Source organism: Kribbella sp. NPDC050470 (assembly GCF_044458365.1).
Taxonomy (GTDB): domain Bacteria; phylum Actinomycetota; class Actinomycetes; order Propionibacteriales; family Kribbellaceae; genus Kribbella.
This window is the reverse complement of the sequence record NZ_JBITHV010000002.1, coordinates 240,434-262,904: the sequence shown is the minus strand read 5'-3', so window position 1 is coordinate 262,904 and position 22,471 is coordinate 240,434. Positions and strand designations below refer to the sequence as shown.

General features: G+C 69.5%; 23 protein-coding genes and 2 tRNA genes. 10 read left to right on the top strand and 15 right to left on the bottom strand.

Translation table 11 applies throughout. From position 1 onward, the window contains the following. Nucleotides 1–9: 9 nt before the first annotated feature. From ACIBGM_RS05840 to tenA, 4 genes are all read right to left on the bottom strand, one after another. A complete protein-coding gene (locus tag ACIBGM_RS05840; RefSeq protein WP_396384622.1) occupies nt 10–588 on the bottom strand; it encodes a phage integrase central domain-containing protein in 579 nt (192 codons plus the stop codon). Nucleotides 589–844: 256 nt separating this feature from the next. Beyond that, nucleotides 845–917, bottom strand: a tRNA-Lys gene (locus ACIBGM_RS05835). Nucleotides 918–988: 71 nt separating this feature from the next. Beyond that, nucleotides 989–2,536, bottom strand: a complete 1,548-nt coding sequence (locus ACIBGM_RS05830; RefSeq protein ID WP_396384621.1) for a phytoene desaturase family protein — start codon at nt 2,534–2,536, stop codon at nt 989–991. Then, on the bottom strand, nt 2,533–3,195 hold the full coding sequence (tenA, locus tag ACIBGM_RS05825; RefSeq protein WP_360526591.1) for a thiaminase II: 663 nt from the start codon (nt 3,193–3,195) through the stop codon (nt 2,533–2,535). The genes ACIBGM_RS05830 and tenA overlap by 4 nt, the downstream gene beginning before the upstream one ends. 94 nt (nt 3,196–3,289) lie before the next feature. Here tenA and ACIBGM_RS05820 point away from each other — a divergent pair, with 94 nt between their 5' ends. The 3 genes from ACIBGM_RS05820 to ACIBGM_RS05810 all read left to right on the top strand — a co-directional run bounded on the left by ACIBGM_RS05820 (nt 3,290) and on the right by ACIBGM_RS05810 (nt 5,694). Beyond that, the gene (locus tag ACIBGM_RS05820; protein WP_360526588.1) at nt 3,290–5,014 is read left to right on the top strand and encodes an aminotransferase class V-fold PLP-dependent enzyme; all 1,725 of its coding nucleotides are present in this window, start codon (nt 3,290–3,292) and stop codon (nt 5,012–5,014) included. A gap of 121 nt (nt 5,015–5,135) precedes the next feature. Beyond that, nucleotides 5,136–5,450, top strand: coding sequence for a hypothetical protein (locus ACIBGM_RS05815; RefSeq protein ID WP_396384620.1), 315 nt, complete (start codon nt 5,136–5,138; stop codon nt 5,448–5,450). A 67-nt stretch (nt 5,451–5,517) separates the two neighbouring features. After that, nucleotides 5,518–5,694 carry a hypothetical protein gene (locus ACIBGM_RS05810; protein WP_360526582.1) on the top strand — a complete coding sequence of 59 codons (177 nt, stop codon included), beginning with the start codon at nt 5,518–5,520 and terminating at the stop codon, nt 5,692–5,694. Nucleotides 5,695–5,800: 106 nt separating this feature from the next. Here ACIBGM_RS05810 and ACIBGM_RS05805 read toward each other — a convergent pair whose 3' ends face one another. Together ACIBGM_RS05805 and ACIBGM_RS05800 are read right to left on the bottom strand one after the other, a co-directional pair. Further along, nucleotides 5,801–7,042, bottom strand: a complete 1,242-nt coding sequence (locus tag ACIBGM_RS05805) for an amidase (RefSeq protein ID WP_396384619.1) — start codon at nt 7,040–7,042, stop codon at nt 5,801–5,803. Then, complete coding sequence (locus ACIBGM_RS05800) at nt 7,039–7,773, bottom strand: lipoyl protein ligase domain-containing protein (RefSeq protein WP_360526576.1); 735 nt, start codon at nt 7,771–7,773, stop codon at nt 7,039–7,041. Before ACIBGM_RS05800 ends, ACIBGM_RS05805 begins: the two co-directional genes overlap by 4 nt. A 40-nt stretch (nt 7,774–7,813) precedes the next feature. Here ACIBGM_RS05800 and ACIBGM_RS05795 point away from each other — a divergent pair, with 40 nt between their 5' ends. Then, nucleotides 7,814–8,485 (top strand): DUF429 domain-containing protein, encoded by a 672-nt coding sequence (locus ACIBGM_RS05795; RefSeq protein ID WP_396384618.1) that lies wholly within the window; start codon nt 7,814–7,816, stop codon nt 8,483–8,485. Here the strand turns inward: ACIBGM_RS05795 and ACIBGM_RS05790 are convergent. Then, entirely contained in the window at nt 8,482–9,639 is a 1,158-nt protein-coding gene (locus tag ACIBGM_RS05790; protein ID WP_396384617.1) for an ankyrin repeat domain-containing protein, read from the bottom strand. The genes ACIBGM_RS05795 and ACIBGM_RS05790 overlap by 4 nt on opposite strands. Nucleotides 9,640–9,656: 17 nt before the next feature. Then, the gene (locus ACIBGM_RS05785) at nt 9,657–10,613 is read right to left on the bottom strand and encodes an SMP-30/gluconolactonase/LRE family protein (RefSeq protein ID WP_396384616.1); all 957 of its coding nucleotides are present in this window, start codon (nt 10,611–10,613) and stop codon (nt 9,657–9,659) included. A gap of 138 nt (nt 10,614–10,751) precedes the next feature. On the opposite strand from ACIBGM_RS05785, the gene ACIBGM_RS05780 reads away from it, so the two are divergent. Next, nucleotides 10,752–11,924: a sensor histidine kinase gene (locus ACIBGM_RS05780; protein WP_396384615.1), complete on the top strand. Its 1,173-nt coding sequence runs from the start codon at nt 10,752–10,754 to the stop codon at nt 11,922–11,924. Further along, on the top strand, nt 11,921–12,541 hold the full coding sequence (locus tag ACIBGM_RS05775; RefSeq protein WP_360526561.1) for a response regulator transcription factor: 621 nt from the start codon (nt 11,921–11,923) through the stop codon (nt 12,539–12,541). Before ACIBGM_RS05780 ends, ACIBGM_RS05775 begins: the two co-directional genes overlap by 4 nt. A gap of 3 nt (nt 12,542–12,544) precedes the next feature. On the opposite strand, the gene ACIBGM_RS05770 is transcribed toward ACIBGM_RS05775, so the two are convergent. The 6 genes from ACIBGM_RS05770 to ACIBGM_RS05745 form a co-directional block, all read right to left on the bottom strand. Next, nucleotides 12,545–13,225, bottom strand: a complete 681-nt coding sequence (locus ACIBGM_RS05770; RefSeq protein ID WP_396384614.1) for a hypothetical protein — start codon at nt 13,223–13,225, stop codon at nt 12,545–12,547. A gap of 96 nt (nt 13,226–13,321) precedes the next feature. Then, nucleotides 13,322–14,104: a hypothetical protein gene (locus ACIBGM_RS05765; protein ID WP_396384613.1), complete on the bottom strand. Its 783-nt coding sequence runs from the start codon at nt 14,102–14,104 to the stop codon at nt 13,322–13,324. A 17-nt stretch (nt 14,105–14,121) separates the two neighbouring features. Then, complete coding sequence (locus ACIBGM_RS05760; protein ID WP_396384612.1) at nt 14,122–14,610, bottom strand: SigE family RNA polymerase sigma factor; 489 nt, start codon at nt 14,608–14,610, stop codon at nt 14,122–14,124. Nucleotides 14,611–15,029: 419 nt separating this feature from the next. Then, nucleotides 15,030–15,102 (bottom strand) — tRNA-His (locus ACIBGM_RS05755). A 31-nt stretch (nt 15,103–15,133) separates the two neighbouring features. Then, nucleotides 15,134–15,781, bottom strand: coding sequence for an oligoribonuclease (gene orn / locus ACIBGM_RS05750; RefSeq protein ID WP_360526546.1), 648 nt, complete (start codon nt 15,779–15,781; stop codon nt 15,134–15,136). Nucleotides 15,782–15,832: 51 nt separating this feature from the next. Further along, a complete protein-coding gene (locus ACIBGM_RS05745; protein ID WP_360526543.1) occupies nt 15,833–16,738 on the bottom strand; it encodes a class I SAM-dependent methyltransferase in 906 nt (301 codons plus the stop codon). Nucleotides 16,739–16,955: 217 nt separating this feature from the next. Between ACIBGM_RS05745 and ACIBGM_RS05740 the strand changes: the two genes are divergently transcribed. Genes ACIBGM_RS05740 through ACIBGM_RS05730 form a run of 3 tightly spaced genes read left to right on the top strand, consistent with a single transcriptional unit; the run spans nt 16,956 to nt 21,095 of the window. Further along, nucleotides 16,956–20,159, top strand: coding sequence for a tetratricopeptide repeat protein (locus ACIBGM_RS05740; RefSeq protein ID WP_360526540.1), 3,204 nt, complete (start codon nt 16,956–16,958; stop codon nt 20,157–20,159). Between the two features lie 33 nt (nt 20,160–20,192). Continuing rightward, the gene (locus ACIBGM_RS05735; protein WP_360526537.1) at nt 20,193–20,606 is read left to right on the top strand and encodes a M23 family metallopeptidase; all 414 of its coding nucleotides are present in this window, start codon (nt 20,193–20,195) and stop codon (nt 20,604–20,606) included. A 9-nt stretch (nt 20,607–20,615) separates the two neighbouring features. Continuing rightward, nucleotides 20,616–21,095 (top strand): GNAT family N-acetyltransferase, encoded by a 480-nt coding sequence (locus ACIBGM_RS05730; protein ID WP_396384611.1) that lies wholly within the window; start codon nt 20,616–20,618, stop codon nt 21,093–21,095. Nucleotides 21,096–21,141: 46 nt separating this feature from the next. Here the strand turns inward: ACIBGM_RS05730 and ACIBGM_RS05725 are convergent, their stop codons facing one another. Further along, on the bottom strand, nt 21,142–21,345 hold the full coding sequence (locus ACIBGM_RS05725) for a cold-shock protein (RefSeq protein ID WP_360526531.1): 204 nt from the start codon (nt 21,343–21,345) through the stop codon (nt 21,142–21,144). 309 nt (nt 21,346–21,654) lie between these two features. On the opposite strand from ACIBGM_RS05725, the gene ACIBGM_RS05720 reads away from it, so the two are divergent. Beyond that, nucleotides 21,655–22,461, top strand: a complete 807-nt coding sequence (locus tag ACIBGM_RS05720) for a hydroxypyruvate isomerase family protein (RefSeq protein WP_396384610.1) — start codon at nt 21,655–21,657, stop codon at nt 22,459–22,461. The last annotated feature ends 10 nt before the right edge of the window (nt 22,462–22,471 follow it).

Below are 22,471 nucleotides of genomic sequence, written 5' to 3'. Positions count from 1 at the left end.
CTTCGCTGGTCAGGGCACGAGGTGGAGCCTTGGGCGCGGCTTCGATGGAGTCGACCTGACGGACGGGGTTGACCGAGAGGGCACCGTAGCGGAGGCGAGTTTCATGGCACCGGAGATGATGGCGCGGCAGGTCTTGGCGGTTGGGGCGCCCGCCGTGGTCTTGATCTTGGTGAGAACGGTGTCGATGCGAGGAGTGGTGGCTTCGCCGATGCGGAGTTCGCCGAGGGCGGGGCGGACGTGGTTCTTGAGGGCTCGCCGGTACGTGTCGAGGGAGGTTGGTGAGCGGGTGCCGTCGGCGACCAGTGCCTCGAATCTCTTCTCCCAGAGGTCGAACAGGTGGTTGATCTTGTGCAGCGCGGTCAGCTCGCCTGACTGGTTGGTCTTGGCGCGGTCCTGGAGCTTCTTCAGCAGGGCGCGCTCGGCCGCTGTCTTGGTCTTGCTGTACGCCGACACCTGGCGGACGTGGCCGTCGTGGTCGCGGAACTTGGCCTGCGACTTGTACTTGATCGGCTTGCCCTTGCCGTCGGTCGCTGTGACCCAGGTCGAGATCTCGCCCCAAGAGCCGAGAGGGATCGGCGGCTTCGCCATGTCAAGCCTCCAACCTGTCTGATGGTTGGAAGCTCAACGCTGGGGACGGCGCCGAATCGGAGAAGTCGGCAACGCTGCGAAGCGATGTGATGTGACGCACAGTCACGATCAGATGAACCGCGATCCGGCGGCCGCGGGTGGTGCACGAGGCGGCGGTGTGCGGATCGGCTCGGAGTCGGCGCGCGGCATTTGAGTGCGTATTGAGTGCGTCGCGGACATCAAGAAACCCAGGGCACCTGCGTGACCTGGGTGTTTGTGCGCCGCCAGGGACTCGAACCCCGAACCCGCTGATTAAGAGTCAGCTGCTCTGCCAATTGAGCTAGCGGCGCCTGTGTTGTGTTGTGTCTTGCGGTCGAACGATGAGGATCGTAGCAGGGGTGGATGGGAGATGCGAAATCGGTTAGCGGGTGAGGAGGGACATGGCTGCGTTGTGGCCGCCGATGCCGGAGACGGCGCCGCCGCGGCGGGCGCCGGAGCCGCAGATCAGGAGGTTGGCGACGTCGGTCTCGGTGCCCCAGCGGCCGGTGTCGGTGTCGTCGGCGGCCCAGGGCCACTGCAGGTCGCCGTGGAAGATGTGGCCGCCGGGCATGCCGACCGACTCCTCGATGTCGTACGGCGTCTTGGCCTCGACGCACAGGTTGCCGTCCGGGTCCCGGGCGATGCAGTCCTCGAGCGGTTCGGCCAGGTACGACGCCAGCCCGGCCAGCACCCGCCGGGTCGACTCCTCCCGGGCCGCGTCGTTGTCGGAGGCAAACAACCGGGCCGGGAAGTGCACGCCGAACACGGTCAGCGTGTGGTGGCCTGAGGCAACCAGCGACGGGGACAGGATCGACGGGTCGGTCAGCGAGTGGCAGTACACCTCCGACGGGGGTACGGCGGGCAGTTCGCCGGACGCAGCCGATCGGTACGCGGACTCCAACTGACTGTAGTCCTCGTCGATGTGGAACGTGCCCGCAAACGCACGCCGCGGGTCGTCCCCGGACTTCAGCTCAGGCAGCCGGGACAGCAGCAGGTTGATCTTGAGCTGCGACCCCTCAGGCTTCACGCCGACCGGGCGGTCACGCAGCGCGTCCAGCGTGGTCGGCGCGACGTTCGACAGCACGTAGGAGCAGTCGACCGACCGCTCGCCGTCCCCACCGAGCCACGTCACCGACGCGCCGACGCCGTCCGCCTCGACGGACGTCACCGAGGCGTTGGTGACCAGTACGGCGCCCGCCCGCCGAGCCGCGGCCGCCAAGGCGTCCGTGACCGCGCCCATCCCGCCAACCGGCACCCGCCACTCGCCGGTGCCGTTGCCGATCAGGTGGTAGAGGAAGCACCGGTTCTGGATCAGTGACTCGTCGTGCAGGCCGGCGAACGTGCCAATCACCCCGTCCGTCGCCACCACGCCGCGCACGGTGTCGTCGGCGAACCGCCGTTCGATGGTCTCGCCGAGCGGACGCTCGATGATCTCGTCCCACAGGGCCGGGTCGATCCGCGAGCGCATCGAGGCGGCCGGCTCCAACGGCTCGAGCAGGGTCGGCGCGATCACCTCGGCCAATGACCCGACCGCGCCGTAGAACTCGGACCAGGCCGAGTACTCCGCATCGCTCCCAGTCAGCGCCTCGAAGGACGCACGCGTGCCCGCACCCTCCGGTCGCTCGACGAGGAGGCCGACGTCGCGGCCGGAGCGCCGTACCGGGGTGTACGACGCCACCGCGCGCGACCGGAGGTCCAGCGACAGGCCCAGGTCCGCGACGATCTTGTCCGGAAACAGGCTGACCAGGTACGAGTACCGCGACAGCCGGGCGTCGACCCCGGCGAACACCTGCTGGCTGACCGCGGCGCCGCCGGTATGGCGCTGCTGCTCCAGGACCAGCGTGGACATCCCGGCCTGGGCCAGGTACGTGGCGGCGACGAGGCCGTTGTGCCCGCCGCCGACGATCACGGCGTCGTAGAAATCCTTCATCCGACCGGCCAATCCAGCTTGTGGTACGCGGCGTCCCAGAACATCCACTCGTAGCGGCACGTCGTACTGAAGTGCTGGTGACAACGCTCCCGCTCCGACGCGCTCACGTCCAGCCCGTCGGTCACCGCAAGCACCGACTCGACGACAGCGTCGAACTCTTCCGAGCCGTACGTCTCGATCCACTGCCGGTACAGCGGGTCCGGTGACGACCGCTTCAGCAGCTCGCGACCCACGTCGCGGTAGATCCAGTAGCACGGCAGTACGGCGGCCACGGCCTCGGCGTACGTGCCCGTCGCGCACACTGCGGTCAGATAGGACATGTACGCCGTCGTCGTCGGCCCGGACCCGGCTGTGTCGACATCCGCCGACGTCAGACCCAGCGAACCGAGCAGCGACGCGTGCAGCTCCCGCTCGACCGCGATCGCGTTGGCCGCGTGCAGGGCGAACATGCTGACCGCGTCCTCGTCGACCGCGCGGCCGGCGACCAGGGTCAGGGCACGCGAGTACGAGCGCAGGTAGTGACTGTCCTGAACGATGAAGTAACGGAACGCGTCGTGGTCCAGCGTGCCGTCGGTCAGCCCGGTGATGAACGGATGCCGGACGATCTCGTCGTACACGGGCGCCCCACCGCGGTCCCACAGCTCGGTGGAAAACGTCATCCCCAACTCCCTCGCCGTCGACTGCGACGACCTTATCCACAACGCGGCACGACAGCACGAGACGAAAGTCACTCGCGCGCTCTACCCTGGCGCCATGACCATCCAGGGGGAGCGGGTTGACGTGACGGCCGGTATGCCGCCCGACACCCCCTTGCTGCGCCGGATCCGGGCCTCGGTGATCGGCGACGACCAGGTCATGTACGGGCCGTACGGGCCGCGCCGGGTGACGTACGCCGACTACACCGCCTCCGGACGCGCCCTGACCTTCCTCGAGGACTTCATCCGCGCCGAGGTGCTGCCGCGATACGCGAACACCCACACCGAGTCCAGCGGGACCGGCCTGCAGACCACCCGGCTGCGCGAGGACGCCCGCCGGATCATCCGCGACAGCGTCGGCGGCGACGACGAGACCGCGGTGATCTTCTGCGGCTCCGGTGCGACCGGCGCGATCGACAAGCTGATCGGCATCCTGGGACTGCGGATCCCGGCCGAGCTCGACGACACCTACCACTTCACCGACCAGATCCCGCCGGAGCAGCGCCCGGTCGTGTTCATCGGGCCGTACGAGCACCACTCCAACGAGCTGCCGTGGCGCGAGTCGATCGCCGACGTGGTCGTGATCAGCCAGGACCACGACGGCCACATCGACATCGACCAGCTCGAGTCGCGGCTCGTGCAGTACGCGGACCGCCCGCTGAAGATCGGCTCGTTCTCCGCGGCCAGCAACGTGACCGGGATCGTCAGCAACACGCGCCGGCTCTCCAAGCTCCTGCACCGGTACGGCGCTCTGTCGTTCTGGGACTGTGCCGCGGCGGCGCCGTACGTGGAGATCGACATGTACGGCGACGACCCGCTGGAGTACAAGGACGCGATCTTCCTGAGTCCGCACAAACTCATCGGCGGGCCGGGGACTCCCGGCGTACTGGTTGCCCGCCGGGAGCTGATCCGCAACCGGGTGCCCGACGTGCCTGGCGGTGGGACGGTCGCGTACGTGAACCCGCTGGAGCACCGCTACCTCGAGGATCCGGTGCATCGGGAGGAGGGCGGCACGCCGAACATCATCGGGTCGATCCGGGCCGGGCTGGCCTTCCAGCTCAAGCAGGCGGTCGGGATCGACGTGATCCGCGCGCACGAGGACGCCTACCTGCGGCGCGCGGTCGAGGCCTGGCAGCAGGAGCCGAACATCCAGATCCTCGGCAACCTGGACGCTGAGCGGCTGTCGATCGTGTCGTTCGTGGTGAAGGCGCCGTCCGGACGGTACCTGCACCACAACTACGTGGTCGCGCTGCTGAACGACCTGTTCGGGATCCAGTCGCGCGGCGGGTGCTCGTGCGCGGGCCCGTACGGGCACACGCTGCTCGGGATCGACCTCGAGCGGTCGCACGAGTTCGCCGCGGAGATCCTGCACGGCTGCGAGGGGATCAAGCCGGGCTGGGTGCGGGTCAACTTCAACTACTTCATCTCCGAGGCCGCCCTCACGTACGTCGTCGAGGCGGTCAAGCTGGTCGCCCGCGACGGGTGGCGGCTGCTCGGCGACTACCGCTTCGACCCGGCCAACGGCCTGTGGCGGCACCACCGCGGCCCGATCGAGCCCCCGATGCGGCTGTCCCAGGTCGGGTACGACGCCGACGGCACGCTCCGGTATCCGCACCACGACCACACCGCCCCCGAGTCGGCCCTCGAGGACTACCTGGCCGAGGCCCGCGACCTGCTCTCGACCTGCCCAGGCACCCCCGACCACGACGGCGAGGTCAACGCCGACTTCGACCACCTCCGCTGGTTCGACCTTCCCGCCCGCTGCCTCAGCAACCGGACCTGAGGCGTTTCGGGAGCTGCCTAAGGACATCGGGTGGCGAGGTGTGGGCAGATGCCCGATGTGGGCAGCGGGGCTGCGCGACGACTGTGGTGATGCAAGCAATTCTCACCGCAAGGAGTTGGCCATGAAGCACCCGTTGTCCATCCTCGCCGCGCTCGCCTTCGCAGCCGGCACCACGATGATCGGCGCGACGGCGGCATCGGCGATGCCCCCGGACGAACCGAGTCCTAGGGTCACCGAGGCCGTCCCGGCTGGTCCGCCGAACTACCCCGAGTACCCGGAGGAGCCGGCCGGGGTGCCCGACACCAGCACGGCCCTGACCGCCGTCGACGACACCGGCACCGAGGCCGTTCAAGCAGGCGCTTCAGCGATCGGCGGCGCCGCCATCGCACTCGCCACAATGTGGCTCGTCCAGCGCCGCCGCGTCCACACCGCCTGACCAGTAGCCGTACCTGCACCAGCAGGTACGGCTACACCAACTGCCTTGGGTGACGCATGATGGGCAGGTGGCCACCGAGCTGGTGGGTCGAGGGGATGAGGTCGGGTTTCTCAGGGGGCTTACTGCCACGCTGCCGACCTCGTCGGCGGCTGTGCTCGTCCGGGGCGAGGCGGGCATCGGGAAGACGCTGCTGGTCGAGACCGTGCTCGAAGGAACCACCAGTCCACAGCGCCCTTCGACCTGACGTTGCTCGACCGCGCGATCGACTCGCCTGACGCCCTGGAAAGCATCGCCCGGCCCTACTACCTGGCCGCTCGCTACAACCCCGACCTGACCACGTTCCGGATGTCCTAGCGCAGTCGCTGCTCCAACCAGTGGGCGGTTGCGATTGTCTGGTCGTTGTCCTTGGCAATGACCTGGAGGCCGATGGGGAGACCTGTTGTGGGCAGGGGAATGGTGATCGCGGGGTGCCGGGTGAGGTTGGCCAGGCGGGTGTTGCTCAGGAGTGACGTGCGTACGGCGACGGCGCCGGACGGGGTGTCCACGGCGTCGATGGGTGGCGCTGTGGTGAGAACAGTCGGCGTGAGGATCGCATCGTGCTCGTGGAGTAGCTCGTCCAGAGCAGCGGTGATCTCGACGGCCTTGGTGCGGGCGGCGTCGTACCGGACACGGGGGACGGTTGCGGCTTCGCGGAGCCGCTCCTGGACGTCGGGTTGGTAGTGGCTGGTGTCTCGGCCGGCGTGGTTGGCGGCTGCTTCCGGGCCCTGCAGGTCGGCAGCGGTCTGGAAGCTTTCCGCCCAGTCGGGGAGGCGTACGTCGATTGTCGACAATCCACTGATCGCGTCGGACCAGGCGGTGCCGACCTCCGGCGTGTAGTTCAGGTACTCCTCGTTCACCACGACACCCAGCCGCTCAGGCTCCCGCCCGGCGCCAACGGGCAGGTCGGTCAGCGCAGCGACGGCGTACGCCGCGTCGGCGACGGTTGTGGTGAGGACGCCGACATGGTCGAGGCTGATCGCGAGCGGGAACACGCCGTCGACGGGCAGCGTCCCGTAGGCGGGCTTGAAGCCGACCACGCCACACAACGCGGCCGGGATCCGCACCGAGCCCGCGGTGTCCGTCCCGAGCGCCAGCGGAACGATGCCCGCGGCAACGGCCGCGCCGGCGCCGGAGCTCGACCCGCCGGTCATCCGGCTCGGGTCGTGCGGGTTGCGGCACGGCCCGACGCGGTTCGACGTACCGGTGCAGCCGTAGGCGAACTCGTGGGTATGACTCAGCCCGATCACGATCGCCCCGGCCGCCCGCAGCCGCGCGACCACCTCGGCATCCCGCCGGCCGACCTCGTCCATCCCGGCCGACCCACAGCGGAACGGCAGGCCCTCGACCTCGATGATCTCCTTCACCAGCACGGGTACGCCGGCCAACGCGCCCGAGCGCGGATGGTCAGCAGCCGCCTTCCGCGCACCCGGCGCGTCGAGATGCACCACAGCGTTGAGGTGCTGACTCTCGTCGGCACGCCGAAGCGCCTCTTCGACCAGTACGACGGGATCCAGCCGCCCGGAGCGTACTCCTTCAGCGATCTCCCGGATCATGCGTCGACCCGGTGATCGGCCGCGAGAGACACCGCGAGCTCGAGCGTTGCGTCGTCCAGGGTGACCGGGCTGGGCGCGCCGTACGCGTCAAGAAGCTGGCCCTGGACCATGTCGACGGTCAGGCCGGGCACCTCCGTCGACAGCGAGCCGACCGACACCGGGTCGAACGGCAGCTCCAGATGCCGGTAGACGTCCGTCAGCACGGCCCGGAGCCGCTCGTCGTCACCCACCACGACCAGTGCGCTGAACAGCCAGCCGTTACGGACGACGCGCTGCCCGGTGCCGACCAGCTTCACCACACCGCGCGCGTTGATGCTGTGTGCACCCGGACAGTACTCACCAGGCACTGCCCCCACCCGCGCGTCGATCCCGAGAGCTTGCAGTACGTCGGCGTACAGCAAGCCGTACTCCTTGAACCGGGTCTCCAGGCCGTCCGGTGCGAGTTGCTCATGCTTGACGTGGTCCACCACCAGCGCCTCGGTCGTGTAGGCCACCGGACGCCCGCCCACTGCCCGCACCAGCGGCTCGAACCCAGCGGCCCGAGCAGCCTGCGCAGCAGCCGCGAACCCGGGCAGCCGCGTGTCCCGTCGTCCGAACACCACGACCGGCGACGCAGGCCGGTAGACGCGCAACGCCTCCGTCACCTCGCCGGCCGACACCCGCCGTACCAGCGCATGTCCAACCGCCAACTCAACCGCCGCGTCGTCTACCCCGCCACCGATCACCAGCACCCAGCCATCGTGTCACGCCCGCCGTGGAAGGCTGTGAGCCATGGTGCTTGGAGTCGATGCGTGCAAGAAGGGGTGGGTCGGGGTCTCGGGGGAGCTGCGGGGGTACTTCGGCCGGACCATCGACGAGGTGGTCGCGGCGGCGGCGCAGGACGGGTCCCTGGACGTGGTCGGGATCGACATCCCGGTCGGCATGCCCGCGACTGGAGCGCGGCAGGCCGACGTGCTGGCCCGGCGGATGGTTGGACGGCGAGCGTCGTCGGTGTTCTCCACGCCGGTGCGGGATGCGGTCGCGGCGGCCACGTACGCGGAGGCGTTGGAGGTCAGTCTGCGGCTGACCGGGAAGGGGATCAGCAGGCAGTCCTATGCGTTGGCGCAGCGGATCCTGGAGGTGGACGCCTGGGCGCCGACCGCGGGCTGTCCGGTGATCGAGGTGCATCCGGAGGTCTGCTTCGCGACGATGGCGGGCCACTCGCTGGAGCATCCGAAGTCGACCTGGGCGGGCATCGAGGAGCGCAGGCGCCTGCTGGCGAGCGTTGGTCTGCTGATGCCCGCCGACATCGGCGCGGCTGGTGAGTATGGAGCCGTCGACGACGTGCTCGATGCGGCCGCGGTGGCGTGGACGGCCGGGCGGTACGCCGAGGGCAAGGCGGTTGCCTACCCGGATCCTCCTGAGGTCCTCGGCGAGGGCGTGACGGCCGCTATCTGGGTCTAGCGCGCTCCGGCGTCGCGCAGAAGGTCGGCGATCTCGTCGTACCCGCGGTTGGTGGCGTGCTGGAGTGGGGTGACGCCGTCTGCGTCGGCGAGCGACGGGTTGGCGCCGGCGGCCAGCAGAATGCCGACGATCTGCTGCCAGGGCTCGGTGCCTTTGCCGAGGATGATGGCTTCCAGCAGGGCGGTCCAGCCGAGGTTGTTGACGTGGTTGACGTTGATCGGGGTCTTGACCACGCGACGGACGTAGTCGACGTGGCCGCGTTCGCTGGCCGGGATGACGGAGATGCCGCCGTACCGGTTGCGCAGGGTGAGGTCGGGGTCGGCCGGCAGCAGCGTCTCCAGCATGGCCACGCTGCCGGTGACGCCGGTGACCAGCCAGGCGGAGTCCTGCCGGTCGTCCTGCGCGTCCGGGTCTGCGCCGAGCGTCACCAGCAGCCGGGCGACGTCGACGCGGTCGTGCAGTGAGGCGAGCAGCAGCGCAGTACGGCGGTGTGCATCACGAGACTCCAGCTCCGCGCCGGCCCCGAGTGCCGCCGCTGCCCGGTTGGCGTCCCCTGCCTCGGCTGCTTCGAGCAAAGCATCCGTGGCGTCGTCGCGCGCCGGCGGTTTGGTGCCTAGCGCGGCCGCAACGGCACCATCGCCAGCAGGAACCGGAGTGGTGCCGGCGGGGTTGCGGTCCGCGCCCGCGGCGATGAGCAGCCGGACGGTGTCGACGTACCGCGGGCTGCCGTCGCCCAGCTGCACCGCCTCATGCAGTGCGGTCCAGTTGAGCCGGTTGACGTGGTCGACAGCGACACCTGCGCGGAGCAGGCGGCCGACGACGGCGGCGTGACCACGCTCGGCGGCGCGGATGAGCGCCGTACCGCGGTAGCTGTCCAGGCTGCGCACGTCGGCGCCGTGCTGCAGGGTCAGCTCGAGCAGTTCGAGGTAGCCCTCGCTAGCCGCGATCAGGAACGCGCTCTGCACGGTGTCGTCGACCGCGTTCACGTCTGCGCCTGCCGTGATCAGCCGACCTGCCGTGCGGACGTCGTTCTTCCAGGCGGCGTCGATGAGTTGCTGGTCCAGTGATCGCACAGTGGACGTCCTCGGGGTCGGAGCGGGCGGCGGCGGCTCAGCGGGGGAGCAGGCTGCCGCCATCAGGACGACGGCAGCCATGGCGACAACTCTGTTCATCAGCGTGGCGGGGTCAAGGCGACGACCTGGTACGGCGGTACGGCGACCTGCTCGTCGAACTTGCTGTCCACCAGCAGCAGCCTGCCCTGGGCGAGCTTGGCAGTGGTGAACACCCGGGTCGGGTCGGTCGGAGTCGCCGAGACCAGCGTCGCCGTACGGCCGTCCTGCGACAGCTGCAGGGTGCTCAGCACCCGCGAGAAGTTCCGCACGACCCACAGCGCGTTGCCGTCCCGCACGAGACCGTCCGCGTTGACCAGGTCCGCCGTACCGGTGTCCACAGCCGATACCTTGCCGCTGCGCAGGTCGAAGCGCCACAGCTTGCCGACGTTGCCCTGGGCGACGACCAGTGCGCGGCGGTCCGGCGACAGCACGATGCCGCCGAGGTTGAAGCCGGCCTGCGTCGGGATCGTCGCAGTGGCGTCCGCCCAGGTCCGCACGGTCCAGTCGCCGTGCTGCTCGGCCACACGGAACACCTGCGGTGCGTTGGAGTTGGTGAAGTACGCCGCTCCGTCCGGCCCGATCACAACGTCGTTCAGGAACGCGTTCGGCACGCCGGTGCGCAGGGCGGCCAGCAGTCGACCGGCCCGGTCGTACACCCACAGGTCGGGTGCGCCCGGGTGGTCGATGCCGTTCGGACCGCCGGCGACGTACACCCGGCCCTCCGAGTCGACGGTGACGCCGCGGGCGGTCCAGCGGCCGTCAGTGCCGTCGCCGCGCAACCACTCCGTCGCGCCGGGGGAGCGCAGGTCGCCACGGTGGATCTCACCGCCGGTCGTCTCCGACACGTAGAACCGCTGCGTGCGTACGTCGTACCCGATGCCCTCGTACTTGGACCCGCCCGCGTCACCGGGCAGCTCGTAGCTGGCGGGCCGGGCGGATGCGAACGCAGCAGGAGCACCTGCGCCGAGCAGTGCGGCGGACAGCGCCAGCGTGGCGGACAGGGAGCGGACGGACATGAGTACCTCGCTTCGACAAGGGGTGGATGTCTCAAGCCTGCTCCCTGGGCGGCTGGGGTACGACGGGCGTTCGGGGACGATCGGATAGCCGAACGGATGATTTTCCCGGCCGTGGTTCGGGCCTACCATCGGCTCGACATGACCACTTCACGAACGCAGCTACCGTGGGTGACCGGGATCCCCGCCCGCGCCGACGGGCTGGTGACGGCGCTGCACACGGCGTTCGTCGTCCTCGTGCTGGCTTCCACGGTGCGGTACCTGACCGGGCACGGATTCGGCGACCGGGCGCCGTGGGTGCTTGCCGGAGCCGGTGTGCTGCTGGCGACCTACGCGGCGTACCGGGTGCTGCCTGGGCGGGTGTGGCTGGGGCTGCTGGTGGCGGTGTGGTTCGGGCTGGTGCTGCTGGCGCCGTCGTTCGCGTGGTGCGCCGTACCGCTGTCGTTCGTGGCGCTGCGCGTGCTGCCGTTCTGGCCGGCCTGTGTGGTGGTGGCCGGCATGGTCGCGACCACTGTGGTCACGTGGACCCGGATGACCAACCGACTGGACCCGACGATCGTGCTGGGGCCGGTGTGCGTCGCCGTACTGGCTGTCAGCGCCTACCGGGCGTTGGAGCGGGATGCACTCGCGCGGCAGGCGTTGCTGGACGACCTGCACGCGGCGCAGGGCGACCTGGCAGACGCTCAGCATCAGGCCGGCGTACTGGCTGAGCGGGCGCGGCTCTCGCGGGAGATCCACGACAGCGTGGCGCAGGGGCTGTCCAGCATCAACCTGCTGCTGCAGGCGGCCGAACGCGAGTGGGACGACCGGCCAGGCGCTGCTCGCCAGCACGCGTCGCAGGCAGCGGCGACTGCTCGCGACGGCCTAGATGAGGTACGGCGGGTCGTCCGCGACCTAGCGCCCGCGGATCTGGTGAGCGGCTCGCTGCCGGACGTCTTGCGGCAGACATGCGAGCGACTGGCCGAGCACAGTGGAGTCGATGTGCAGGTCCAGGTGCACGGCACGCCGGTGGCACTCCGGCCGGACGTGGAAACCGCACTACTGCGTACGGCGCGTGGTGCACTGGCTAACGTGCTCGAACACGCTGCCGCGACCACTGCGGTCGTCACACTGACCTACCAGCCCGATGCCGTCGTACTGGACGTCCGCGACGACGGCCGTGGTCTAGGCGCCGGTAGCTCTGACCCGGACCGTGGCCGCGGCCTGGCCGGTATCCGCGAGCGACTCCAGGCGCTCGGCGGCACGCTGGTGCTGGAGAGCGAGCCAGGTGAGGGTACGGCGCTGGCCGCATCGGTACCGCTGGAGCAGTCGTGATCCGGGTAGCGCTGGTCGATGACCACCCTGTGGTGCGCGCGGGGATGCGTGCGCTCGTGGAGGGACAAGACGACCTGACTGTGGTCGGTGAGGCGTCCGACGCGCACAGTGCCGAGCAACTGGTCGCGGCTGTCCGGCCAGACGTCGTACTGATGGACCTGAACCTCGGCAGCGGGCCAGGTGGGGCCGAGGTGACCGCACGGCTCCGTGCATTGCCGGAGGCGCCACAGGTCCTGGTGCTGACGACGTACGACACCGAGGCCGACATCCTGAGCGCGATCGACGCGGGCGCGTCCGGCTACCTGCTGAAGGATGCGCCGCCGGAGGACCTGTTCCGAGCCATCCGCGGCACTGCCCGCGGCGAGGTGGTCCTGGCGCCGGCAGTCGCCGCCCGACTGGTACGACGGACCGGCCCGAGCCTTACCGATCGCGAAGTCGAGATCCTCGGCCTGCTCGCGACCGGCCAGTCCAACCGCGAGCTCGCCAAGCGGCTGTTCGTCAGTGAGGCGACCATCAAGTCCCACCTCTCGCACATCTACACCAAGCTCGAGGTGGACACCCGGGCCGCGGCCGTGGCCCGGGCCATCGAGCAGCGGATCATCCGGCCGCCCGCGTGAGGCCTACTCGCCGTTGAGGTTGGAGCCCGGCGCCGGCGGGACGGTCCAGCGGAAGTAGACCGGGTCCGGGAACTCGGCCTGCACCCAGTGGAACTCCTGGATGACGGTCGCGGTCCCGTTGGCGTGGCCGATCGCGAACATCTGCGCGTGCTGGCCGTTGCGGTCGATGGCGAGCAGCAGAGTGCCGTACTGGCCGCACTTCTCGGCGATCAGGTTCTGGTACGGCTCCCACCAGCTGCCCGCCGCCCGGACCAGCTTCACCACCGGCTTCAGCGGCGCGGTGACCGGCAGCCGGACCGTGTAGAGCGCGCAGCCCCGGGTGGTGGCCAGGAACGTGTCGTACGTCCGGGTCTGGCTGATCAGCGCCATCGTGCGCAGCGATGAGAACCCGGTAGCACTGACCGGCTTGGTCCAGGTGTCGCCGGACATGGTCCAGCGGAACAGGACACCGTCGGAGCGCAGCGCGTACTGGTTCGTACGGCGGTAGGCCGCGGTGGCGTCGTAGTACCGGGAGGTCTCGATGGTGCTGAACCCGCTCCAGCCGGCGCCGACCCGCTGCTTCACCAGCGTCCCCGGGACGAGCTTGCGGTCGGCGTCGGCCCGGTAGCCGACCTTGTACATCACGTCGCCGAACACCATCCACCCCGAGAACACCGTGCCGTCGGCCACCGCCTGACTCACCATCGACGCACCGAGCCGCGCGCCCTGGAACACCCCGGTCGCACCCGCAATCTCCGCCGTACGCGAGGGAGGCGTCGACCGCCAGTATGTTGCAGGTGCCTACTTGGTCTTGGTGGCCGGCGTGGTCCCCTTGGACGGCTTCACGACACTGCGGTCAGGCAGCTTCCACTGCGGGCTCTGCACCAGCTCGGTCAGCTGCGCAACGGTGAGAAGCGGCTTGGCGCGGGTGTGTGGCGTCCCCTTCTCGGCCGGCCCGTTGTAGCTCGTCAGGCTCATGAAGCGCCCGTCAGGCAAATACCGTGCCACGTAGTTGGACACCACGCCGTCGACGTTGCGCGACCCGGCGTACGAAGGCACCTCCATCAGACTGAACACCTTCGACCCATCCGGAAGCGTGGTACAGCCGCTACCGGCCGCAGCACACCGGTTCTCCTCGCCACCGCCGGTCAACAGCACCTCCACCCGCGACGCCCCCTGCCCGTCATCGACCACGTACGAGGCGCCAATCGCTCCCTTGTCACCCCAAGCCTGCGGCGCAGACAGCGTCCGCCCCGGCGCCTGCACGAGCGCCCGCAGCGTGGCCAGCACCTCCTGCGACGTCACCGGCGTCGCCTTGGGCGCAATCGGCGTCGCCGACGGCGCGGTCGTAATGCCGCTCACTGCCACGTCGGACGGTCCGCCAACGAGTTGCGTTGCGCTGACCACCAACCCCGCCGTTGCCAGCACGGCACTAGCGCCGGCGACGCTGAGGAGCGCAGTACGGCGTCGCCGCAGCCGAAGCCCCTCGTGCAGACTCCGCTCGAGCAGATCGTTGGAGACCGGCTCGAGATTCTCAGTAGCCCGCTGCATCAGCGCAGGCAGCGTGTCGTTCAGGTTGTTCATGAGTTCTCCCGGTGAGTTCAGTGCACGATCAACTGAGCCGCGTCGTCACCAAGGACGGCCCGAAGCCGCTCCAAGGCCCGCGACGTCCGGGTCGTGATCGCGCTGGCGTTCTTCCCAAGATCGAGCGCCACCTGCTCGACGCTGCGATCTTCGAAGAACCGCAGCACCAGCACCGCCCGATCCAACGGCGCCAGCTCAGCCAAGGCCGCCTGCAACGCCACCCGCAACGCGAGATCCCCACCCCGCTCAACCCGCTCCGGCACCTCAGCAGTAGGCCGCTCGGACCAGCTACGCCGCCGCCGCTGAGACACAAACGTCCGAGCCATAGCAGCCCGCGCATAAGCGGTTGGATTGTCGACGCGATGCCAGGTCTTGAGCATGTTCGCCAGCGTGTCCTGCACCAAGTCCTCGGCGTGATGCCGATCCCCAGTCAGCAACCAAGCAGTCCGGTACAACTGCGGAATCCGAGCCCGCGCAAACTCCTCAAACTCATCAGAACCCCTCATCGCAGCCCTTCGATCGACGCTCCTGCCTAGATGACGCATCCATCCACAAGGCAGGTCACACCCAGATCAGAAGACTTTCGACAGCACCCACACAGCAAAAGCAAGAAACCCGACCACGAACGTGACGACGACCACAGCCCCGTACCCCAACCACAAGCTCCCAGAAGATTTCACCCGCACATCCTTCCAGCAGAACCCCAGCCACCGAAGTAAGCCGACCGACATCCCCAGCCACGGAGCCGAGCGAAGCGAAGGCGCAACCCCGACCGACAACCCCAGCCACGGAGCCGAGCGAAGCGAAGGCGCAAGGGGGTGCGGGTGGCGAAGCCCCCGCCCGCGCCGAGCGAAGCGACGGCGCACGAAATGGAGAAGGCGACCCGCTCCGCGCTCTCCGCGGACACGAGTCGCCCTCGCCTTCGGGTGAGTGACGGGACTCGAACCCGCGACCACCTGGACCACAACCAGGTGCTCTACCAGCTGAGCTACACCCACCATTGCCGTCCGGACTGCGACGGCTGAGCAATCATAGCGATGATGGCCGATTACCAGAAATCGGGTCGGCAGGGGCTCCGTTGACACCGTCGGCGACCAGGCTGGCGGCCGCCCGGGCGGTGTCGGAGTCCGGCCCGGGCTGCGGCACGAACACGGTTTCGCGGTAGTAGCGGAGCTCGGCGATGCTCTCGGTGATGTCTGCGAGCGCACGGTGGTTGCCGGTCTTGGCCGGGGTGGCGTAGTAGACCCGCGGGTACCAGCGCCGGACGAGCTCCTTGATGGAGCTGACGTCGACGTTGCGGTAGTGCAGGTGGGCTTCGACGCGGGGCATGTCGCGGACCAGGAACGTGCGGTCGGTGCCGACGGAGTTGCCGGCCAGGGCGGCCTTGCGGGGCTCCTTGACGTACCCGGAGATGAAGTCGAGCACCTGCTGCTCGGCGTCGGCGAGCGGGATCCCGGTGGCGAGCTCGTCGAGCAGGCCGGAGGCGGTGTGCATGTCGCGGACGAAGTCGCCCATCTGCTCGAGGGCGGCAGGAGGCGGCGCGATGACCAGGTCGATCCCGTCACCGAGCACGTTCAGTTCGTAGTCGGTGACGAGTACTGCGACCTCGATCAGGGCGTCTGCCGCCAGATCGAGGCCGGTCATCTCGCAGTCGATCCACACCAGCCGGTCGTTCATGGGCACCCACCCTACGGTGAGGCGCCGACACCGTCGCGTTCGCCAGGCCGGTCAGCGTGGTGCGTGCCCGATGTGGATGCTGCGCACCGACAGTACGGCGAGGTCCGTGCGCCGCCCGAGGTAGTGCGAACTGTCCGGATCCAGCAACTGCTCCCACACTGCGAGGTCCTCAGCGGACAGCCACTCCTGATACTCGACGTGGCCGTGCCCATGGCCATGACCATGCCCATGACCGTTCCCACCGCTCTCCGGCTTGAGCCGCTCGACGCGATGCTGGAACTGCGTGACGACCCGCTCCTGCTGCTCGGCCGCCAGCGGCGGTGACGACTCGGTCAGGATGCTCCGCGTCCCGACCTCGACCAGTCCGGCCCGCGTCAGCGCGTCGGTCCACCCGTACGGCATCGGCACCGTCCCCGGAAGCGAGTCACGCATCGCCGCGAACCACTTGTCCTGCGCCAGGTCCAGCCGCAGCTCCAGACCGGGCTCGCCGATGCCCAGGTCCCACGGCAGGCTCCTTGCCGGCAGACCGCTCTCCGCGAGCGCCAGGCGCCCACCTGGAGCGAGTAGCGACGCCAGCGCGTCGATCGCTGCTTGCTGGTCGGCCGCGTGGTGCACCGAGGCCGACGCCCAGATCAGGTCGGCCGGCGCGTCGATTGCCTTGCGCAACGGTTCGGCGCCGTCGTCCATCGAGGCCAGCTCGCACCGGACGGCGCCGGCGGTGTGCTCGCGCGCCTGCTCGAGTACGTCGGGATCCGCGTCGATCGCGACCACCGTCGTACCGGACGGCATGGCCGCGGCGAGCGCCTTCGCCATCCCGCCGCCTCCGCAGCCGACGTCGACGGCCACCTTGTCGCTGTCCCGCACGAGTCCGGCGGCCACCGCGGCGTTCCAGTCGGCCTCGTTCGCGGCCGACTCCCGCAGGTGCCCGGCCCATTCACCCCATTCGATCTCCACCATGAGCCAAGTCTCCGCCGCGACGGCCGGAATCCGATGAACAGTTGCCATTTCGGCAACACTCATTTCGGCTCCCCGGCGTTCCGGATCGGCCGGGACGCCGATCCCGCCCGGACCGGGAGATTGTGACGTTCAACCAGGAGATCAGGGCTAGCACTGTTGCGGCGCGGTGATCCGGGGTGCTGTCCTAGGCACTGTCTGGGGAGGAGGTGGGGCGCCGGTGGATTCCGTGGCGGGGACGGTGGCGCGCCCCCGGTTGGCGACGTTGCTGGACGAAGGTGCCCAGCGACGGCTGCTGACCGTGGTGGCGGATGCGGGGTTCGGGAAGTCGACACTGCTCAGCTCGTGGGCCGCCGGGCGTCCCTGCGCGTGGCACACGGTCCGGGCAGAGGACGCATCGCTCGCAGCCATGGTCTCCGGCCTGGTCGAGGCGCTACGCCGTCAAGTGCCTGCGCTCGAGGCGATCCCGGCCGAGTTGCAGAGTCCGCGCGGCCCGGACGCCGACGCGGAGCAACAGACCCGTGCGCTCGCCTATGCCGCCCTGCTCGCCGACGGCCTGGAGCAGAACCTCAGCAACGACCTGGTTCTGGTCCTGGACGACCTGCACGAGCTGGACCCACTGGCTCCGGCCACCAGGCTGATCGAGGGACTGGTCCGCACCGCACCGCCGCACCTGCACCTGGTCGTTGCCTCTCGCACCCACATGCCGTTCGGCATCGACCGCCTGCGCGGCCGTGGGCAGGTCCTGGAGATCGACGCGCCCGCTCTCGCGTTCACAGTGCCCGAGACCCTCGCCGTACTGCAGAAGGTGCTCGGTGAGGGCACGGACGACCTGGCCGAGTCGCTGCAGACCGCAGTCCAGGGCTGGCCAGCCGCCGTACGTCTTGCTGTGGAAGCCCTCCGGACAGCACCGCCGGCGGAGCGCACCAGCCGGCTGCAGCGTGCTCTGCGGTCAGACGGTCCGCTGTACGACTACCTGGCCGAGGAGGTCTTCGCAGCCGAGCCCCCAGCGGTACGGCGCTTGGTCGCAGGCGTAGCTGTGTTGCCGCGGTTCGGGTCGGAGCTGTGCAAGGCAATAGGACTGACAGACAGCGCCGAAACGCTCCAGCAGCTGCGGACACGCGGACTGCTCGTCTCGGCCGGTGAGGCGGACGGCTACGAGCTGAACCCGCTGGTGAAGAACTTCGCCAAGGACCGGCTGGCTGTGGACGAGCAGGAGATGGCAGAGCTGTCCCTGGAGGCCGGCAGGTGGTTCGAGTCGACCGGTGAGCACCGCGACGCGCTGGCCTGCTACCAAGCCGTCGAGCCGGCTGCTGCGGCGCGCATGCTGGCTGAGCGCGGCCACGCGATGGTCAGCGGTGGGCTGGCCGAGATCGTGGTCGCTGCGGTCGCCGCACTGCCTGCGGACCTACGTGACGCCGGCATGGACCAGTTGGAGGGCGAAGCCCGGCAGGTGCTCGGCGACTGGCAAGGCGCGAAGGAGTGCTTCGACCGGATCATCGGGCCGGAGGGTGAGATCCCGGTTGCCATCGCCTGGCGGCTCGGACTGATCCACCACCTGCGCGGCCAGACCGATGTGGCGATCGCGACGTACCGGCGCGGACGCATCGATGGGCAGCACCCGACGGACGAGGCGTTGCTGCAGGCATGGTGGGCCGGAGCGCACTGGCTGCGTGGCGAGTTCGACGAGTGCCGTGCGCTGGTCGCCGCCGCGCATGAGACTGCAAAGGTCTCCGGTGACGACGGGGCGCTGGCCATCTCCTACACCGTGCTCGCCATGCTGGCTGCGGTCGACAGCGACCCGCACGGCAACTACACCAACTACGTGCGAGCGCTCGAGCATGCCGAGCGCGCCGGCGATCTGCTGCAGTCGATCCGGATCCGGGTGAACCGGTCTTCGCACCACATCGCCGAGGGCGGCTACGCGCTCGGGCTGAAGGAGTTGGACATCGCTCTGGAGCTTGCGGACCGGGCAGGCTTCGCCGTGTTCCGTGCGCTGGCGCTGAACAACCGTGGAGAGGCTCTGCTCCGGCTCGGTCGGCTGGACGAGGCCATCGGCGAACTGGAGGCGTCGCGAGCGCTCTACCAGAAGCTGGACTCGAAGCGGGTGGCACAGCCGCTGTCCGTACTCGGGGAGGTCTACCGCGAGCGGGGTGATCGTGCGATGGCCAGAGCCTGCTTCGAGGAGGCCATCCCGATCGCCGAGGAGACCAAGGACATGCAGTCCCTGGTCCCGGCCCTGGCCGGCCTGGCCCGGGTGCTCGCGGTCGAGGAGCCGCAGCGGGCTGCCGAGCTGGCCGCACTGGCTCGGCAGGCAGTTGCCTACGGCCCCGTCCTCGGCCTGTCCGGTGCACTGGTCGCGCTGGGCTGGGTCACGCTGCACGCCGGCAACGAGACCGAGGCCGCGGCGACTGCGGAGGAAGCGGCCGCGCTGTGCCGCAAGCGACGGGACCGGGCCGGCCTGGCCGACGCGCTCGAGTTGTACGCGGCAGCAGGCGGCGGTGAGGTCCTGCACGAGGTGCTGAACATCCGCAGCGAGCTGGGCGACCAGCTGGGCGAGGCGCGGGCCGAGCTGATGCTTGCCAAGCGCACCAGCGGTCCGGACGGCCGTGAGCTCGCACTGCGCGCTCACCAGCAGTTCCTGGCTGCCGGAGCGACCCGCTACGCGGCTGCTGCTCTGGAAGCGAGCGAGGAGACCGGTCCGGCGGCCGTGCGGATCGAGTGTCTCGGCGGATTCCGGGTGCTGCGGGATGGCAAGGCAGTCCAGCTGGGGGAGTGGCCGTCTAAGAAGGCGCGCGACCTGCTGAAGATCCTGGTCGCCCGCCGCTGCCGTCCGGTCGCCCGCGTGCAGCTGCTGGACCTGCTCTGGCCGGAGCAGGACGAGTCGGTCGCATCGCCCAGGCTGTCCGTCGCCCTGTCGACTGTGCGGTCCGTGCTCGACCCGGAGAAGCGGTACCCGCCAGACCGGTTCGTTGGCGCCGACCGGGCCACCATCTGGCTGGATGGTGAGCAGGCCGCCGTCGACGTGGAGCACTTCCTCCACGACGCCCGGGAGGGACTCACGACCAGCGACCTGCGGTTGCTGCGGGCGGCAGAGGCGGCGTACAGCGGGGACTTCCTGGAGGAGGACGTGTACGCCGACTGGGCCGCCGGGATGCGGGAGGAGGCCCGGGCGCTGTACGTCCGGGTGGCGCGCGTGCTGGCCGAGCGGGGCCGGCGTGACCCCGACGCCGCGGCCGGGTACCTGCTCCGGATCCTGCAGCGGGACCAGTACGACGAGCGCGCTCACCTAGGCCTGGTCGGGGCGTTCCAGGCCAGCGGTGCGCACGGCGAAGCACGCCGGGCCTACCGCACCTACGTGCAGCGGATGGGTGAGCTGGAGGTCGAGCCGGCCCCCTATCCGGCGGTGCCGGCCCGGCTTTAAGACTATCTGAAGGTACGGCCGCACCATCTGACCATGGCAGCGCCGGTGCACAACCCAGTGGTGGTCCGCGAATACGACCGCGCGGGGCACACCGGTCGGGACTACCGCTCCGAACCAGGCACGCCCGTCAGGGCTGCGCTGGCCGGTGTGGTGGTCCGGGTGGAGCCGGGTCGGGTCGTGGTCGAGTCGAACGCGATCTGGCACGTCTACGACCACCTGTCCGAGCTCACGGTCAGCCAGGGGGAGACCGTGGAGACCGGGGACCTGCTGGGGGTCGCGGCCGGCCCGCACCTGCATTACGAGGAGCGGGTCGCGCCGTACGGGGTGGGGGATCAGCGGAGTCCGCAGTTCGATCTGCACACGAATGCCCGGATGCGGATGGTGGCGCAGGGCGGGTCGGCCGAGGAGGGAGCGGCCGAGTCGTCCGGTGCCACCCCCGAGCCGTAGCGTGGAGTGGTGATAGCCACCAGCTTCCACACCGCCCGGCTGGTCATGCTGCCGCTGCAGGTGGAGTACGCCGGGGAGATGGCGGAGGTGCTCTCCGACCCGGACCTCTACACGTTCACCGGCGGCGAGCCGCCGACCGTGGAGGCCCTGGAGAACCGCTACCGCCGTCAGTTGGCCGGACCGGGCCGCGAGAACGAGTACTGGCTCAACTGGGTAGTCCAGTACGACTCCCAGCTCGTCGGCTACGTGCAGGCGACAGTCACCGGCCGTACGGCGGAGATCGCCTGGGTCATCGGGACCGCTTGGCAGGGCCGTGGCTACGCCAAGGAGGCCGCCCGGGGCCTGGTCGACTGGCTGGGTGCCCACGGCGTCGAGCGGATCGTCGCCCACGTCCACCCCGATCACGCCGCCTCAGCGGCCGTCACCGCTGCCGCCGGTCTCACGCGCACGGATCAGGTCGACGACGGCGAGTACCTCTGGACAACATGACAGCAGGCCCAGCCGCGATGCGACTGGGCCTGCTGTGCTGCTCAGCTCAGAGCGGGCGGACGTTCTCCGCCTGCAGGCCCTTCGGGCCCTGGGCTACCTCGTACTCCACCTTCTGGTTCTCCTCGAGCGAACGGAAGCCGCTCGTCTGGATGGCCGAGTAGTGGACGAACACGTCGGCGCCGCCCTCGTCCTGGGTGATGAAGCCGAAGCCCTTTTCACCGTTGAACCACTTCACTGTTCCGCTGGCCATGTTCTGCTCCTCGCGTTAGGGCCGGTACGAGCCCCGGCCCGGTGCCGGTTCTCGGGTTGCCGTTTGAGCCCTCCCACAACAGACCAGGCCTGAGATGAGAAAACGCCCTGCGGATCACAAATCCGCGGGCGCTGAAACACGAACGTGGAACTGCAAAACTGCAACCGCAGGCAACCCTAGCAGACCCCCGGCCATCCGTCGCGTCCCCGACGGGAAACGGGCGAGCGCTTGCCGGGGGTGTGATCTTGACCGCATTCAGGCTCCCGCCTACTGTATCCCGTATACCGAGCCCCTCCGGAAGGTGGGACCATGGACTCTGCCCATTTCGCGGTCAACTGCTCGATCCTGTTCACCGAACTCCCGTTGCTCGACAGACCGGCGGCCGCCCGGCAGGCCGGGTTCGAGGCGGTCGAGTTCTGGTGGCCGTTCGACACCCCTCTGCCCGGCGACGCGGAGGTGGACGCGTTCGAACGCGCCGTCACCGACGCCGGGGTTCAGCTCGTCGGCCTGAACTTCGCGGCCGGCGACATGCCCGGCGGCGACCGCGGCCTGGTCTCCTGGCCGCAGCGATCACTGGAGTTCCGGGACAACATCCCGGTCACTCTCGGCATCGGCGAACGCCTCGGCTGCCGTGCCTTCAACGCGCTCTACGGCAACCGCGTCGACGGCGTCCGCCCGGAGGCCCAGGACGACCTGGCCGCCGAGAACCTCGCCCTCGCCGCGACCGCGGCCGGCTCGTTCGGCGGCGTCGTACTGGTCGAGCCGGTCAGCGGCGCCGACCGCTACCCCCTCCGTACGGCGGCCGACGCGGTCGAGGTGATCGACCGTGTCCAGGCCGAGTCCGGCGTCACCGCGATCGGCCTGCTCGCCGACCTCTACCACCTGACCGTCAACGGGGACGACGTGACGGCGGCGATCTCGACGTACGCGAACCGGATCGCGCACGTCCAACTCGCCGACGCGCCCGGCCGGAACGAACCCGGCACCGGGAAGATCCCGGTCGACCAGCATCTCGGCGAGCTCCGGGCCGCCGGGTACGCCGGCTGGATCGGGCTGGAGTACAAGCCGTCCAGTATGACGGCCGAGAGCTTCGACTGGATCTCACCCTCCGACTGAAAGGCAGCTG

What these genes read in the sequence shown, in the direction of transcription:
- ACIBGM_RS05785 (WP_396384616.1), bottom strand. Translation starts at nt 10,613, where the DNA reads ATGTCCGTCCGCTCCCTGTCCGCCACGCTGGCGCTGTCCGCCGCACTG.
- ACIBGM_RS05820 (WP_360526588.1), top strand. Translation starts at nt 3,290, where the DNA reads ATGACCATCCAGGGGGAGCGGGTTGACGTGACGGCCGGTATGCCGCCC.
- ACIBGM_RS05745 (WP_360526543.1), bottom strand. Translation starts at nt 16,738, where the DNA reads ATGGTGGAGATCGAATGGGGTGAATGGGCCGGGCACCTGCGGGAGTCG.
- ACIBGM_RS05830 (WP_396384621.1), bottom strand. Translation starts at nt 2,536, where the DNA reads ATGAAGGATTTCTACGACGCCGTGATCGTCGGCGGCGGGCACAACGGC.
- ACIBGM_RS05720 (WP_396384610.1), top strand. Translation starts at nt 21,655, where the DNA reads ATGGACTCTGCCCATTTCGCGGTCAACTGCTCGATCCTGTTCACCGAA.
- ACIBGM_RS05780 (WP_396384615.1), top strand. Translation starts at nt 10,752, where the DNA reads ATGACCACTTCACGAACGCAGCTACCGTGGGTGACCGGGATCCCCGCC.
- ACIBGM_RS05815 (WP_396384620.1), top strand. Translation starts at nt 5,136, where the DNA reads ATGAAGCACCCGTTGTCCATCCTCGCCGCGCTCGCCTTCGCAGCCGGC.
- ACIBGM_RS05840 (WP_396384622.1), bottom strand. Translation starts at nt 588, where the DNA reads ATGGCGAAGCCGCCGATCCCTCTCGGCTCTTGGGGCGAGATCTCGACC.
- ACIBGM_RS05770 (WP_396384614.1), bottom strand. Translation starts at nt 13,225, where the DNA reads ATGGTGAGTCAGGCGGTGGCCGACGGCACGGTGTTCTCGGGGTGGATG.
- ACIBGM_RS05725 (WP_360526531.1), bottom strand. Translation starts at nt 21,345, where the DNA reads ATGGCCAGCGGAACAGTGAAGTGGTTCAACGGTGAAAAGGGCTTCGGC.
- ACIBGM_RS05805 (WP_396384619.1), bottom strand. Translation starts at nt 7,042, where the DNA reads ATGATCCGGGAGATCGCTGAAGGAGTACGCTCCGGGCGGCTGGATCCC.
- ACIBGM_RS05795 (WP_396384618.1), top strand. Translation starts at nt 7,814, where the DNA reads ATGGTGCTTGGAGTCGATGCGTGCAAGAAGGGGTGGGTCGGGGTCTCG.
- orn (WP_360526546.1), bottom strand. Translation starts at nt 15,781, where the DNA reads ATGAACGACCGGCTGGTGTGGATCGACTGCGAGATGACCGGCCTCGAT.
- ACIBGM_RS05765 (WP_396384613.1), bottom strand. Translation starts at nt 14,104, where the DNA reads ATGAACAACCTGAACGACACGCTGCCTGCGCTGATGCAGCGGGCTACT.
- ACIBGM_RS05760 (WP_396384612.1), bottom strand. Translation starts at nt 14,610, where the DNA reads ATGAGGGGTTCTGATGAGTTTGAGGAGTTTGCGCGGGCTCGGATTCCG.
- tenA (WP_360526591.1), bottom strand. Translation starts at nt 3,195, where the DNA reads ATGACGTTTTCCACCGAGCTGTGGGACCGCGGTGGGGCGCCCGTGTAC.
- ACIBGM_RS05735 (WP_360526537.1), top strand. Translation starts at nt 20,193, where the DNA reads ATGGCAGCGCCGGTGCACAACCCAGTGGTGGTCCGCGAATACGACCGC.
- ACIBGM_RS05790 (WP_396384617.1), bottom strand. Translation starts at nt 9,639, where the DNA reads ATGGCTGCCGTCGTCCTGATGGCGGCAGCCTGCTCCCCCGCTGAGCCG.